12 protein-coding genes are annotated in these 14962 nt (G+C 55.4%); 4 read left to right on the forward strand and 8 right to left on the reverse strand.

Going from position 1 to position 14962, the window contains the following annotated elements; all coding sequences use genetic code 11:
• Positions 1 to 66: 66 nt before the first annotated feature.
• The gene (locus AC5S27_RS04995) at positions 67 to 963 is read left to right on the forward strand and encodes a rhomboid family intramembrane serine protease (RefSeq protein ID WP_493933466.1); all 897 of its coding nucleotides are present in this window, start codon (positions 67 to 69) and stop codon (positions 961 to 963) included.
• 35 nt (positions 964 to 998) lie between these two features.
• Here AC5S27_RS04995 and AC5S27_RS05000 read toward each other — a convergent pair whose 3' ends face one another.
• Positions 999 to 1346, reverse strand: coding sequence for a helix-turn-helix domain-containing protein (locus AC5S27_RS05000; protein WP_493933467.1), 348 nt, complete (start codon positions 1344 to 1346; stop codon positions 999 to 1001).
• 120 nt (positions 1347 to 1466) lie between these two features.
• Positions 1467 to 2006, reverse strand: coding sequence for a GNAT family N-acetyltransferase (locus AC5S27_RS05005; RefSeq protein WP_493933468.1), 540 nt, complete (start codon positions 2004 to 2006; stop codon positions 1467 to 1469).
• A gap of 125 nt (positions 2007 to 2131) precedes the next feature.
• Between AC5S27_RS05005 and AC5S27_RS05010 the strand changes: the two genes are divergently transcribed.
• Both AC5S27_RS05010 and AC5S27_RS05015 read left to right on the forward strand, forming a co-directional pair.
• Positions 2132 to 5488: a TonB-dependent receptor gene (locus tag AC5S27_RS05010; RefSeq protein WP_493933469.1), complete on the forward strand. Its 3357-nt coding sequence runs from the start codon at positions 2132 to 2134 to the stop codon at positions 5486 to 5488.
• 27 nt (positions 5489 to 5515) lie between these two features.
• Positions 5516 to 7669 (forward strand): VWA domain-containing protein, encoded by a 2154-nt coding sequence (locus AC5S27_RS05015; protein WP_493933470.1) that lies wholly within the window; start codon positions 5516 to 5518, stop codon positions 7667 to 7669.
• Positions 7670 to 7791: 122 nt separating this feature from the next.
• Here the strand turns inward: AC5S27_RS05015 and AC5S27_RS05020 are convergent, their stop codons facing one another.
• The 6 genes from AC5S27_RS05020 to AC5S27_RS05045 all read right to left on the reverse strand — a co-directional run bounded on the left by AC5S27_RS05020 (position 7792) and on the right by AC5S27_RS05045 (position 13480).
• Positions 7792 to 8046, reverse strand: a complete 255-nt coding sequence (locus tag AC5S27_RS05020) for a GlsB/YeaQ/YmgE family stress response membrane protein (protein ID WP_493933471.1) — start codon at positions 8044 to 8046, stop codon at positions 7792 to 7794.
• A 199-nt stretch (positions 8047 to 8245) separates the two neighbouring features.
• The gene (locus tag AC5S27_RS05025; protein ID WP_493933472.1) at positions 8246 to 8440 is read right to left on the reverse strand and encodes a C1orf53 family protein; all 195 of its coding nucleotides are present in this window, start codon (positions 8438 to 8440) and stop codon (positions 8246 to 8248) included.
• 107 nt (positions 8441 to 8547) lie between these two features.
• A complete protein-coding gene (locus AC5S27_RS05030) occupies positions 8548 to 10365 on the reverse strand; it encodes a tetratricopeptide repeat protein (protein WP_493933473.1) in 1818 nt (605 codons plus the stop codon).
• Between the two features lie 530 nt (positions 10366 to 10895).
• Complete coding sequence (gene cydB / locus AC5S27_RS05035; RefSeq protein WP_493933474.1) at positions 10896 to 11888, reverse strand: cytochrome d ubiquinol oxidase subunit II; 993 nt, start codon at positions 11886 to 11888, stop codon at positions 10896 to 10898.
• A 4-nt stretch (positions 11889 to 11892) separates the two neighbouring features.
• Positions 11893 to 13305 (reverse strand): cytochrome ubiquinol oxidase subunit I, encoded by a 1413-nt coding sequence (locus AC5S27_RS05040; RefSeq protein ID WP_493933475.1) that lies wholly within the window; start codon positions 13303 to 13305, stop codon positions 11893 to 11895.
• A 1-nt stretch (position 13306) separates the two neighbouring features.
• On the reverse strand, positions 13307 to 13480 hold the full coding sequence (locus AC5S27_RS05045) for a hypothetical protein (protein WP_493933476.1): 174 nt from the start codon (positions 13478 to 13480) through the stop codon (positions 13307 to 13309).
• 506 nt (positions 13481 to 13986) lie between these two features.
• Here AC5S27_RS05045 and AC5S27_RS05050 point away from each other — a divergent pair.
• Complete coding sequence (locus AC5S27_RS05050) at positions 13987 to 14907, forward strand: LamG domain-containing protein (protein ID WP_493933477.1); 921 nt, start codon at positions 13987 to 13989, stop codon at positions 14905 to 14907.
• The last annotated feature ends 55 nt before the right edge of the window (positions 14908 to 14962 follow it).

Raw genomic sequence — 14962 nt, forward strand, 5'->3', positions numbered from 1 at the left:
CGGGACTTGAGTCCGGGAGCAGCGCGTCCGATTGCCAGAGGTGGGATAGAGCAATAGAGTAGAGAGATGGGAAGTTATCCCCCTCCTCCTTCTGACCTTCCAGTGAAGTCGCGCGAGAGCTTGTTACCCGAAGGCAAGCTCGGGGCTGCGCCGGGAGGCGATCTGGATGCTGTGTCGAAGGACTTGCCCGACGAGTCAGTGGAAACTCGGCCAGCTCAGCGGTCCTGGGCGTATGCGCCTGCGACGTACGTGCTCATGGGCATCAATTGCGCTGTATTCGTGGCGATGTTGCTCACACATGTCTCTTTCTTACAGCCTACCGGTGACCAACTTCTGCAGTGGGGTGCGACGCAGCCTGAGGCGGTATTGTTCGATGGCGAGTGGTTTCGGGTGGTGTCAGCGATGTTTGTGCATGTGGGGATTCTCCATCTTGCCACGAACATGTGGTGTCTTTGGAATCTGGGGTTGCTGGGCGAGCCGCTGCTGGGGCCGTTTGGTGTGTTTGCTGCCTACGTTTTGTCGGGGGCGGCAGGAAATTTACTGTCGATCGGCGTGAACATGGCGAATCACAACTACTCTTCGGTGGGAGCTGGGGCGTCGGGGGCGGTTTTCGGACTGGCTGGTGTGCTGATTGTGTTGCTGAAGTCGCCGCGGCTGCCGATTCCGGCGAAGGAATCGAGCAGTTTACGAAGGTACGTTATTTACTTTGCGGTTATTAACTTTGTGATTGGCTTTGGCAGCGCCCGGCTCAAGCTGGGAGTGAACATCGATAACATGGCCCACCTGGGAGGGTTTCTGGGCGGGATCGTGTTCGCGCTGCCACTGGTGCCAATGCTGGGGACTCCGCGGCCGTTGTTTCAGTTTCGCAGGCGCGTGGCGGTGGGTGTGCTGACCGGTGTGTTGGTGCTCTTTGGTTTTTATTTAAGCAACGTGTTTCCCGGACCGGGATGGCCTGCGCGGTAGCTATCGATTGGTGCCCGGTCCAGTTCTTTTGCGAGCTATCGAACTGCGGTGGCGGCGAACTTTTTTACCATGGCGAGCAGCAGTTTCCGGTCGCTTTCATTGAGGTTTGTGGAGTAGCGGCGGATTTGCGTAAGGAAGCGCAGTTCGTCGTCCGATAGCTTCTGGGTGTTGAGTTCGCGGTTAAGCGAGTCCTCGGCGAAGAACTGGGCAATGGGCAGATCGAGAGCCTGGGCGATCTTGGATAGCGTGTCCAGCGAGGGGATGGTGTGGCCGTTTTCGACGCGCGAAAGGTAACAGCGCAGCAGGCCTGTCTTTTTCTCGATGTCACCCTGAGAGAGGCCTTTTTGCAGCCGGTGGCCGCGGATGGTAGTACCGATTTTCATCGCTGGAGCCCCGAAACTCATGCGCCACGCGGAATCGAAACCCGTGGTCGCAGTTCATGAGATGTTGTACTTATAGTTAACATGCGTACGAGGTGAACGCAACAGGTTTTTATGTGGATTTCAGAGTACTTTCCGCATATAGACGATTGCCGGCTTGGCGGGCCCATTGTACGGTGGACACTCAGTGAACCCCATCCCGAGGTAGAGGCGGTACGCGGAGGCCATGACCTCGGGTGCCGTGTCGAGCAGCAATTGCGTCCTGCCTGAGGATTTAGCGCGGTCGATCAGCGTTTGCACGAGTAGCCTGCCGAGGCCGGTGCCACGACCTTCGGCGCGAACCCACAATCGCTTGATCTCCCATGCATCCGGCACTGCCGGCAAGGAGCGCCATGCGACGAAGCCCAATGGGAAGCCTGCCCGTTCAGCGAGCACAGCGCCACCGCCCTGGTCAATGTAGCTGTGAGGCAATTGGGCGGCCTCATCCAGTAGCGAGCCGTAGCAGAAGCTGGTGACGGAGGGCTCCGAGGCAACAAATTGCCCGTATTCGAGCAGAAGTGTCCGGGCGGCCTGGACTGTCTGAGGTAGGGACTGCGCTGTTAAGTCCGTGAGGACGAACTGGTGAACTGCGGATGCGGCTGGCGCTGCGGAACCGGTGGACATGACTGAGTTTACGATGTGCCTTGGCACCAGGAGTGAAGCGGGGCATTGGTTTGCGTAAACCTTATGGTTCGAGTTTACGTCAGACGAATGCAAGCAGACGACATTCCAGTGGAGAGTGGATTCGAGTGGCGTATAGCTCTTACAAGGCGGTCGAGTGCGCCAGGCAAAAGGGGCTGACGTCGGCGTACGGGCGAATGGTGCTGGCGTTGGCGATGGCGGCTGGGTGCGCGGTGCATGCCGTTGGTCAGCAGACTGCTTTACCTCAAAGCGTGCAGCAAACTGCTCCCCTAGCTGCGCCTAAAGCCGAACCGGCTTTGTCCGCGCCCCAAGCAGGTGGGAGTCTTCATGGTGTGGTGAAATTTGCCGCTGGGCCGGGCAGTGCATCAGGCGGCGTCCCTTTGCCGGGTGTAACGGTGACTGCAACGAACACGCTGACGGGCAAGCGGTTCGCTACTACGACCGATATTACGGGCGCGTGGTCGATGACGATCCCGCAGAATGGTCGGTATGTGCTGCGTACGGAGTTCACGGCGTTTGCAGCGACGACGCAGGAAGCACGCCTCAATGCAACTACGCATGATGTAAAAGTGGACTTTGAGCTGCAACTGGCGTCGCGGGTGGCGAAACAGGATGCACAGGAAGCGGGTCAGGCTCAACAGACTGCGCAGGCGATCCGGCAGCTCGGGGCTGGGGTGCAGAGTTTGAGTTTGATGAGTTCGCTGGGGCAGGGTACGGATGCTGCTGAGGGCGGCACAAATGCCAGCGGTACTACGTTGCCGGGTGCGGCGGCGAATTCGAATTTCAGCGGGGACTCGGTCGCGATCACCGGGCAGTCGGGATCGGTGAGTCCGCTTGCGGGTATCGATCCCGACCGTATTCGGGATGCGATCGAGACGATGCGGGCGCAGGGTGGGCCGGGTGGGGGCGGGGGATTCTTTGGTGGACCGGATATCGGGGGCGGCGGCGGATTTGGCGGATTTGGCGGAGGGCGTGGGAACTTTCGTGGCTTCCGTGCGGACCAGCCGCATGGGGCTGTGTTCTGGACGGGAAGCAACTCGGCCATAAACGCTCTGCCGTTTGCGCTGCGGGGGCAGGAACAGGATCAGCCTACGTATGGTTCAAATCGATTTGGCCTTACGTTTATCGGGCAGCCTTACCTGCCGAAGCTTACGAAGCCGAGCGGGAAAGATACGCTGTTTCTCACGCTGTCGGGACAGCGCACTTCTACGCCGTTTAATCAGTACGCGACCATCCCGGTGTTGACGGATGCCCAGCAGGGTACATGCGCCAGCAAGTCCACGGCGGCCTGCAGGCTGCTGGCCTTGTATCCTGCTCCAAATCTCGCAGAGACGAGCCAGGGATATAACTACTACTTTGCTTCGACGGGGCAGTCGAATTCTACGCAGGCCGGGGCCCGGTATATTCGCGCCATCGGTTCGAATGCGAGCTTACCGACCGGCGGGGGGCGTGGTGGCGGAGGTGGTGGCCGCCGCAATGGCTCAGCGCTGCAGGGATTGCGACAAAGCGTGAATGCCAACTACAACTGGAGTCATTCGGCTTCGGATAACTTGAACATCTTTCCGAATCTTGGTGGAAAGACAGCCTCTGACAATTATTCGCTGCAGGCTGGCTACTCCCTCGGCTATCACCGACTGAACAACAACCTCGTGCTGGGATGGAACCGGACGCGCAGCGAGGCAACAAATTTTTATACCAACCAGACGGATATCGCTACAGAGCTGGGGGTGCTGGGGCCGGATGGTCCGCTGAACCCAAGCCCGTTGAACTTTGGTGTTCCGAATCTTGTGCTGAGTGGTTTTACGGGATTAAGCGAGCAACAGCCGAGCTTCCGGTTGCAGCAGACGATTTCGCTGACAGAAACGTTGAGTTGGGGGCATGGCAAGCATAACTACCGGTTCGGAGGAGATTTCCGGCGGGTGCATCAGGATGTGCTGAGCAGTTCCAATGGGACTGGGACGTTCTACTTTACGAACAGTACGGATGCAACTGGTAATGTCACGGCTACTGCGTTGGAGAATTTGTTGAGCGATCAGCCACAGGAGAGTTCAATTCAGTCAACGATTGCGAAGAGCTATCTTCGCGAGAATGTATTCGACTTGTTTGCGCAGGACGATTTCCGGGCTTTTTCGAACCTGACTCTTAGCTATGGCATTCGCTATGAATACTTCTCACCGTTTTCGGAGAAGAATGATCATCTCGGCGAGATCGGGACGAACATGGATTTTACCCAGGTTGGAGAGATCACGCCCGGATGTACCAATGCTTTCTGCAAGGGCTTGCCGAATTCGCTGGTATTCCCCTATCGGACTGCGATTGCTCCTCGGCTCGGCATTGCGCTGCGGTTGCCTAAGTCGACTGTAGTTCGGGCTGGGTACGGCATCAACTACACGAATGGTCAGTATGCGAGCTTTGCTACTACGCTGGCGCATCAGCCGCCGTTTGCCAATGTGCAGACCAATGAGGCTACGGACACGGCGATTACGCTGGAACAGGGTTTCCCTGTTGCCGAGGGTGCACAGCCTCCCAACTATGCATTGGACCCGCACTACAAATTGCCATATGTGCAGGTGTGGAATATCGATGTGCAGAAGACGCTGCCGTTGGGGATTGTGTTGAATGCCGGTTACAACGGGTCAAAGGGAACGCACCTGGATATTACAAGTGCCCCGCGACCTGCCAATCAGACGGCTCCGTTTGTGGTGACGCCGGTGCTCTTCAACTATGAGCAGGCGGTTGCGTTCTCAAACTTCAATGCGGCTACGTTGCGGCTTAGGAAGAGGCTCCAGAAGGGAGTGTCCCTTGGCGCCAACTACACTTACTCACACTCGATTGATAATGCGGGCGCGCTGGGAGGGGTTTCGACGGTTGTGGCACAGAACTGGCAGGATCTGCTGGCGGAAGAGGGGAATTCGAGTATCGATCAGCGTCACAAGGTTTCTGGCGATTATCTATTCGAGCTGCCGTTTGGCAAGGACCGGGCGTTTCTGACTTCGGGTACTGCTGCGAGGATTGCTGAAGGCTGGTCGGTTTCAGGGACGTTCACGTTTGCTACCGGGACGCCACTGACTCCCAGTTATGCAGCAGATAGTCTGGATGTTTCCCGCGGGACTGCTGGCTCACTGAGGCCGGATCGTGTGCCCGGAGTTTCTGTGACGGCGGGTGCACATTCTCTGAATCAGTGGTTCAATACTGCGGCGTACACGACGCCGGCCAGCGGGTATGGGAACGCTTCGCGCAATTCGATTACCGGACCGGGGACGATTTCGAATGCGATGTCGTTGTCGAAGACGATGGGTTTGGGAGATACGCGCAACCTGGAGCTGCGAGCTACGGCCAACAATGTATTCAATACGGTCCAGTACTCGGGTGTGGACACGAATCTTGATTCGAGGACTGCCGGTGAGGTGACTTCAGCGGCTACGATGCGGCAGTTCAATTTTCTGGCGCGGTTCCGGTTCTGAATTAGCGAGTTAGTGGGTGTTGTGGTTATGGATAAGAGTCGAGGCATCTCGGGAATACGAGTGATCGTCATTGCGGTGATGGTGCTATCGCTGGCATTGCCTGCGCCGGTTTATGCGCAGCAAGAGCAGGGTGCCGGCTTTACCTTGCGCGCTGAGTCGGACCTGGTGCTGACCAATGTGGTTGTGCGCGATGCTAAGACCGGTGAGGTAGTGCGCGGACTCAAGCAGAGCGATTTTACGATTCTGGAGAATGGGAAGCCGCAGTCAATTGCCAGTTTCGATTTTGAAAGCGTGGACATGGCGAAGCCGCTGAACGAGGCGACGATCAGCGGGCTTGCGGCGGTGGCGCGAGGCAGTGTGAATGCGGGTGTGAGGCCGGAGGATTTGCGCAATCACCGGCTGATTGTGTTCTTCTTCGACCTGACATCTATGCAACCCGAGGATCTTGATCGCAGCGTCACTGCGGCGAAGGAGTTTCTCACGCATAAGCTGCAGCCTGCCGATCTGGTTGCACTCGTCTCGTTGGATACTGCGTTGAAAGTTGATCAGGATTTCACTTCGGATAAGGATCTGCTGATTGGCAAGGTTGGTGTTTACAACGGGACCGAAGGGTCTGCATTTGCGCAGGGGGCGAATGCTAACTCGAATCAAGTCGAGGATGCGAGCGGGTATACGCCGGATGAGAGCGAATATAACGACATCAATACGGATCGCGAACTCTATGCATTGAGAGCTATTTCGAAGTCGCTGGAGCGGATCAATCAGAAAAAGTCGCTGCTGTATTTTTCGGGAGGCTTGTCACGTGACGGAATCGAGAACCAGGCTTCGCTGCGAGCGGCGATCAACGCAGCGGTGCGGGCCAACCTTGCGATTTACAGCTTGGATACACGGGGATTACAGGCGATCTCGCCCTTGGGAGATGCTTCGACAGCGAGCTTACGTGGCTCGAGCGGGTTCAATGGCGGGGCCATTCAGAATAACTTCAACGCCAACTTCGCATCGCAAGAGACGATGACGACTTTGTCTGCGGATACTGGGGGTAAGGCGTTCCTCGATTCGAATGATTTTGCGCCGGCGTTTGCGAAGGTGCAGAGCGATTCATCGGCTTACTACGTGATTGGGTTTCACCCTTCCAATCCAGCGCGTGATGGGAAGTTTCGCAAGCTGACGGTGAAGGTGAATCGGCCCGGTGTGAAGCTGGAGTTTCGACCTGGATATTTTGCCCCGTCGGACTTCCAGCATGCGGGCAAGGAGGATCGGGAGCGGGATTTACAGGAGCAGCTAGCGAGCGATCTGCCGGCTACCGATGTGGCGATGTATCTCGACGCATATTACTTCCGGCTGGAGGAGAACCGATTCTATGTGCCGGTGAGCCTGATTGTGCCGGGTTCGCAGATACCGTTTGTGAAGGGTGGCGATCGGGACAAGGCTACGCTGGATGTGATTGGCGAAGTGATCGACGAGGCGAAGCGGCCAATTGGGAATGTTCGCGAGACGGTGAAGTTGGCGGTGAACGCGGACCAGCAGGTGAGACAGAAGAATGTGCAGTATTCGACGAGCTTCAATCTACCCGCGGGCAAGTATCACTTGAAGTTTGTCGTTCGCGAAAATCAGACTGGGCACATGGGGTCGTTTGAGACGGATATTATGCTGCCGGACATGAAGAAGACGCCCTTGAAGCTGAGTTCGATATTGCTTGCTTCGATGCGGGTGAATGCACCGAAAGAGAAGGGTGCGGCGAGTCCTCTTGTGCATGATGGTCAACAGTATGTGCCAAATATCAGCCATGTGTTCCGGCAGGGGCAGCACTTGTATCTGCTCTACGAGGTCTATAACCCGACACGAGTGAAGGCGGATGCCACGTTGGCGAATGCTCCGAAGATCGCTAAGGGGACGATTAGCCTGGTCAGCAGCCTGGAATTGATTCAGGGCTCAACCAAAGTGTTTGAGACGCCGGTGGTGCAGGCTACGGCAATCAATGTGCCTGGACGGGACGCGGTGGCCGTGGAACTGGATGTGCCGCTTGATAAGTTAAAGCCGGGTTCGTATATCGGGCAATTAAATGTGGTCGATGATGCGGGTGGTAGCTTTGCATTTCCGCGATTTGCTGTCCTCGTGCGGGAGGCTGAAGTTCCTGTCGCGGTAAGTTCTGGCGCGGGTGTGAGCGCGACACCGCAATAAAACGGTTGTCTTCTCTATTGCGAATTGACAAGGATCAGAATCGAATAAAAGAGCCGCTGCTTCACCTCACTGTTGGAGGTGAAGCAGCGGCTCTTACTTGTTGAAGCTTGGGACGGGAAGCGTCAGGCTCGTCGACCGGTGAGAAGCCGGAAGAGGAAAACGATGATCACGGCGCCTGCGATGGCGATGAGAATCGTGTAAAGGAGGCCGCCGGCCGGGGAAATCCCCAAGGCTCCTGCGATATAACCGCCGATCACTGCGCCTACGATGCCGAGGAGAGTGTCGGCGATGAAGCCGTAACCCGAACCCTTCATGATCTTACCGGTAGCCCATCCAGCGATGAGGCCAACGATGATCCACCAAATTAAACCACCCATAGTCTTACTCCTTCTTTCTTCAGGACCGAAGTTCTTTGCTCCTGGCCCTTGATTGTGTATTTGTGAAATGTCTGAGCAAACCAGAACAGCATGGTTCCTGCAATGAGATGTAAATGGCGATGGCCGAGATGCCCGCAGCGCTGCAATTCCTGTAGGATTTGTGGCGTGAATCAGGTGTAGCGTTGGGCAGTACAGAAGTTTACTTTCCGATTACCTGTGGCTTGACGAAGCCATACGGGCAATGGCGGCAGCCCGACTCGCAGCACCAGCCACGGCGCAGGTGATAGGCCGCGGTAAAGACGATATAAGGGCCGTCGTAGTAAAACTCTCCTGGCTCCGGGGTTGGCGCTGGTGGGCGCTTTTGCGGGGCATCGGGATTGGTAGGGTTAGCCATTGCTTTCTCTATTGTCGCTGAAGCCGAGGATTTGGCCGGTTCGTGCTTCCCGAGAGAGAGGCCACCTTCAACGCGATACGACTGTGTTGAAGGTGGACCCGGATCGATCACATGGCTGGGATTTGAGCCTCATGGACAGAGAGCCATTGGTGGGCATGCTGGATTTCTGGCAGGGACTGGTCGGCGGATTTCCAGGCTGCGAGAAAGTCGGTATAGGCTTTCTGCGTCTTGGATGAATCGTTGGATTGTTCGGCGACTTCGGCAAGGCCGTACAGAGGGAAGCCGGAGTTGGGACGGTCTTCGAGGGCTTGCTTCCATGCTTTCTCTGACTCTGCGATCCTGCCGGCGGCGAGCAAGAGGGCAGCTTCCTGCTCGTCGACTGGGCGAATGAAAGCGGGGGGTTCGTGATAGCCGAGTTCAAACTCTTCGCGGCGGGCCTGCGCAAAGAGCGATTCGGCTTCGGGAATCTTCCCGTCCTGGATGAGGATGGCTCCGCGCAGTTCGAGTGACAGGATGGCGAGATTCTTCAGCATAGCGCTGTCGACCTGATCGGTGGGCTGCTTCTGGTTGACCGGTGTCTTTTGAGTTGCTTCCAATTTGCCTTTTGCCAGCGATTCCTCGTTATCGACTTTTTGGGAGAGGCGCCAGAGTTGGGCATCGAGCTCGGCGGATTGGGCTTGCGCTGAGGTCATGTCCTTCCTGTCCAGACTTTGCATGCCACGGGAGAAAGCAGTCAGTGAACTGGCGAGGATATGCAAGTTGGGAAATTCCGGCTGGAGCGTGGCGGAGGCGGAGAGAGATTCGACCTGTGGCCAGTTGCCAGTGCGCAGTGCAATTGGCAGGAGCGGGTTGAGACGGGTGATCGAGTCGCGGGTGGACCAAGGGTACAGCGAGGCAGCGCGGGTACCGCGGGCTCCGGTGAGCTTGGCTGATGTTACGGCAGCCTTGGCGAGGCGCCCTGACTCGAGCAGGTTGGCGATCGAGTACATCAGGTTGTGGACGTAGTTCCAGTCATCATCTGCGGCCACGTGCTGGGCTTGCATATAAGCTTCGTCGACAGAGGTTGACAGGTCGAAGGCGACCTGGGCGCGGTCATAGTTGCCGGTGCGGTAGAAGATGTGGCCGGGCATGTGGGTCATGTGACCTGAGTTTGGCGTGAGCTGGCCGAGGATATCTGCGGAGTGAAGGGCCTGTTCGGGATGAGGGCTGGCTTCGACAGCGTGAATCCAGAGATGATTGGCGGCGGAATCTTCCGGCTTATCCTTGAGGATGCCTTGTAGAATCGCCATGCTTTCGACGGTGCCGGGGCGGGCTTTACCCGTGTCGCGGTCATAGCCATCCGAGACGGATTCGGAGAGCATGAGGCGGGCGTTGATGTCCCAGGGGTATTTCTTGACGATCTGGCGAAGTATCGCGGTGGACTTTTGGTCACGGCTGGATTTGGGCGCGGAATCGTTCGCCTCTCCCTGTGAAGCTGCGATGTAGAGCTTCTCGCGCTTGTCGGCGTGGGACTGGAGGGAGACCGCCTTCACCAATTCTTCGTGGGCGTAACCCTGGACTTCCGAGTTGTGGATGCCGAGGGAGTCCGCGAGAGCCCAGTGGCAAATTGCGCAGTTTGGATCGGTACGGATGGCCTGCTCGAATGCCCGATTGGCTTCGTAGTCCCAAAAGTCGTAGACAAGGTTGATGCCCTGATCGAACCAGGCTTGCGTCTCGGGATTCTTTGAACTGATAAGGAAGTGCAGGTTGCCGATGCCGGTAAGCCTTTGTGGTGGCGGCAGCTTTTCGGGAGCGATAATCTCCGGTCCGGAGGGCATGGCGTGGCAGGCTGGCATCTGCATCTGCGCTGAAGTGACCAAGGGCGGGATGCAACAGAGGAGCATGGCGATTAATGCTGCCCGGAGGCGGGATGAGTGGTGCGGCATTGAGGTTCCTTTTGGAGCTACGGGTCTGCTCAACATTATCAGTGCTGGTGCGGGTGGTTCGCCACAGGGTTTGTCTTGTCATCGCTGCGGCTTGCTGCTCAGTGCATCATCAAGGAAACTATGGGTCCGCTCCACGACATTCATGGCTGTTCTGCGCCTGCCTGGGATTGCTGGTACCGCCGCTCGGGTATCACTTTTGTTTTCTTACGGAAGGGACTTTCCGCCTGCTATGAGTTGTCAGGCGAATTTTTCGCCATACTGACGATGGGTGGTCCGATTGTCTGTGGAGGCTATGGTTCATCCGCGGCTGAGGTGCACGATACGTCGACAGGCACAGACACGATCAATGGATTGGGCGTAACTTGTGGCAAGGCCCGCCTATCGATGAGCGTATTCTTCCCCTCGATCTTGTCGCTCGGATCAGAAAATGAGTTGAAAGATTTTTCGAATCAAGGAAATGACCAGCGCAAAAGAGACAAGCGACAAAGCGTATATCGTGAAAAACCAAAGAGATCGGTGCATGCGGGTGGTCATTCCGCCCATCCCTTCTCCGGTGTTCTTCCGCGAAAGACCCAATAGGCGAAGGCTGAGTATGACAGGATCACCGGCGTGACGACTATGGCCCCGACCAACAGAAATAGCTGACTCGCCGATCCGGCGGCTGCTTCCCAAAGGGCCAACCTGAAAGGGATGATATCCGGGAAAATAATCACTGCAATGGCGGTCATTCCGAACAGGATGAGCGCGAAACCAAGAAGAAGCGGAACCATTGCGTTGACGCTCCTGGGGAACAGAGAAAGGTAAGCCCCAGATACGATCATCAGCATTGCGAGTCCAGATAGAAAGACTGAGTGAACGCCCCAGGCTACGAGCAACCCGGGTTGAATAGAAGCGGCGTAAACTGCCCCGAGGCAAAGAAGAAATAAGAACGATGGGGTGCCGATGCGTAGTGATCGGATGGCGAAATGAAGAATACCAATATTTCCTTTTAGATACAGCCATCCTGATCCCAAGAGCGAATAGCCGATCACAACGATTGCTCCACTGAGAAGTGGCAGCGGCCGGAACACATCGAGCACGCTTCCAGAGAACTGCTGGTTGGTGATTGCAACGCCTTGCAAAAAGCCACCGAGAATGAGTCCTTGCATATAGGCTGCGACCACTGAGCCAATTCCGAAGGCGAGATCCCAGTGACGCCGATAGTTTTTCATCTGTACGCGAAACTCAAATGCAACTCCTCGAACTCCCAACGCCAGCAGCATGATAATCACTGGCAAATAGAAAGCGGGCATGAGAATTGCGTAAGCAATAGGAAACGCTGTAAAAAGCGTGATGCCGGTCATCACGAGCCATGTCTCATTTCCATCCCAAGTTGGCGCGATGGAGTCGATCATGTGGTTTCTAGAGGAATCAGAAGGCTGAAGAAGTAGCAGAGTTCCCACGCCCAGGTCAAAGCCATCGAGCAATCCATATAAAGTAAGGGCAAGCGCCGCGAAACAAGCCGATAGAAGCGGTAGGTCCATTGGGTCACCTCCTTGCTGTCGCCGATGTGTCGAGTGCGCGGGTCAATATTTCGGGGCGTAGAGCATTCTTAAGGGAACCAGACGAACTTGCTTCATTCGTCTCACCCTTGGGGCCGCGTCGAATGAGCCTGATGGCAAAGAACAGAAATGCTGTGATGAAGACCGAGTAGATACAAACGAAGGCAATCAGCGTAGTCAGGAGTGCCTGGGCAGGCACTGGTGAGATCGCATCTAATGTTCTGAAAATACCGAATATGACCCAAGGCTGGCGGCCTGTCTCTGCCAAGTACCAGCCGGCAAGTGTTGCAATAAGGCCGGAAGGGGTCATCAAGGCGAGGATGCGCAGAAACCACTGAGAGGTGAACAACCTACCTCTCCATTTCAGCCACAAAGATGAAATGCAAACTCCAAACATGACCATTGCTGTGCAATACATGGTCCTGAATCCGTAGAAGACCATGCCCATGATCGGTTGTTGATCCAGGGGAGTGTTTCTAAGTCCTTGTACAGTTCCATTGAGACTGTGGGTTAGCCATATGCTTCCCAGGTATGGGGTTCCAAAGGCGAAGCGGTTGCGCTGATGCTGCTGGTCCGGCACGATTATCCAGTAGTAGGGAGCAGGTGATTGAGAATTGGTCTCCCAGAATCCCTCGGCAGCCTGCATCTTGGATGGTTGATGCTTGAGCATGGTGCCATAAAGAATATCCCCAATGAAGACCTGACCAGCGATCAGGACTGTTGCAAACGTCGTCCCGAGCGCCACGCTTTTTTTTGCAAAGGCTAGATGCCTTCTCTGTAAAAGATAGAAAGCGCCAACTCCCGAGACCAGGAAAGAGGCAGTCAGATAAGCCGCACTGATCATGTGTGGCAATCGTACGCTCCAGGATGGATTCACGATGACGTGAAACCAATCTACAACTTCGATACGACCATTCTTGAATCTGGTCCCGGAGGGGGTTTGCATCCAGCTATTGGCGGCCAGAATCCATGATGCAGACATCACAGTTCCAGAAGCCACGAGGCATGTTGACAGAAAGTGAAGCTTTGGTCCAACGCGATGAAAGCCGAAGAGCATGATTCCCAGGAAGCCCGCTTCAAGAAAGAAGGAAGTGAGCACTTCGTAGGCAATCAAGGGGCCGATTGCAGGGCCCGCTATCTGAGCGAAGCGGGAAAATCCAAGGCCGAACTCGAAGGAAAGCACAAGTCCAGTGACGACTCCGACACCAAAGGCCATAGCGAAGATATTGAGCCAGAAGCGATAGATCTGCAGATAAACTTCATCTTTAGTCGTGATCCAAAGTCCTTCGATCACGGCCAGAAATGACGCCAGTCCAATAGAAATTGTCGGAAAAATAATGTGGAAGCTCACCGTAAAAGCAAACTGGATCCGCGCGAGGGTTGGAGCGTCCAGCCTCATCTCAAGCCTTGCTTTCGGGGGCCATTCTGGCGGTGAGTATGGCGCAGAGGACGAAGGCAAGAACTCCTGCGACTGCCAAACGAAGACCAAACACCCCGATGATGAGAAAGAAGGCAGAGATTCCGAGCAAGACTACGGCGCAGACTTCGATCATCCTGAACATCTGTCTCGCCATTTCTATTCCAAGACCTCTTGACCGAGATGGTAGTCGTGACTTCTAGCGTTGCCCATCATGTCTTTCCATTATTTGCCTTCATTTCATGTGAAATCTGGAGTCGTATGTGATTTCCTCGTGTAAACAGGCATCTGCCAAGAAGTGATGCGAACATATGCGACATGCGCAGGAGTTCGTGCGGATTGCTCAGGCACGGCGGTCGAGTGGACCGCTCAAAGCGCCGCTAGCGCGGTGCGCAGGCATTCAAGACAGATGGATTTCAGCGTTGCGTGACCTTAGGACGGCGAATAGAATGAGTCTGTTTCCCCGGGCCCACCTTGGTGGGCGAGTTGGCAGATCGCTTACCTGCCAGAGGATCTATGAAGAGGTTCGGTAATTGGCGGAGGGTGTTCGTAGTTGTATGTTGTCTACTGCCTGGATGCGGTTGGCGACACCATCCAGATCGACCCACCATTCAATTTACCCGCATACCACCGGCAAGGGAGGGAGGACCAGACAAACTCGACATGATTGAGGGAAAGGTAACTGGCGGCCATCCCGGCCTGAGGATTGTCCTCTTTGCGAAGGCCAGTAACGTGTGGTGGGTACAGCCTTTGGATGTCGAACCTTTTACAAAGATTGAGCAAGATTCCAGCTGGAAAAGTGCCACTCATCTCGGGAGCGAATATGCGGCATTGCTTGTGGACTCTACGTATCTTCCTCTTTCGACGGTCCCTGCCCTTCCGAAGCCAGGTGGGTCAGTTCTGGCGGTAGCGAGTGTAAGCGGCGGAAAACTGGTGCCCCCGATCATTCAGACATTGAAGTTTAGCGGATACGAATGGAGTATTCGTCATGTTGCGCGCGAGCGTTTTGGCTCGATGCTTTACTACGAACCTTCTAATGTCTGGACTGATTCCAATGGATTTCTCCACCTTCGCATCACTCGCAAGTCAGACAAATGGATGTGTGCGTCGGTTGCACTTGACCGTAGTTTGGGATACGGCACTTACACCTTCTCCGTCCAAGATCTCTCTCACTTGGAACCAGCCGCGGTGCTTAGCCTGTTCACATTTGATGAACATAATGGAGAGCAGCACCATCGGGAGATGGATATTGAACTTAGCCAGTGGGGAGATCCAAAAAACAAGTCTGGGGATTACGTAATTCAGCCTTCCTGGTTCCCAGAGAATAAGGTGAAATTCCAGCCTCCTCCAGGTACTGTGAATTATTCCCTACGTTGGGAAGCGGGTGCTGCTACCTTCGGGACATCAAGAGTGGGAAGCGCAAGCCTAGAACGACAGAGAGCGTCTATCAGGACGTTCACTACCGCCATTCCTACGCCCGGCAATGAACTGGCCAACATAGATTTCTGCGAATTCGAACACGCCAAAGTGCCTCTCCAGAAGGGAGCGGAGGTTGTGATTGAAAAATTCCAGTATCTTCCTTAAACGTGTGTTGCAAAGACTCTGTTGTTTTAGTCTTGCTCTCATATGTTTTGCGATT

This window comes from Acidicapsa borealis (genome assembly GCF_059115245.1).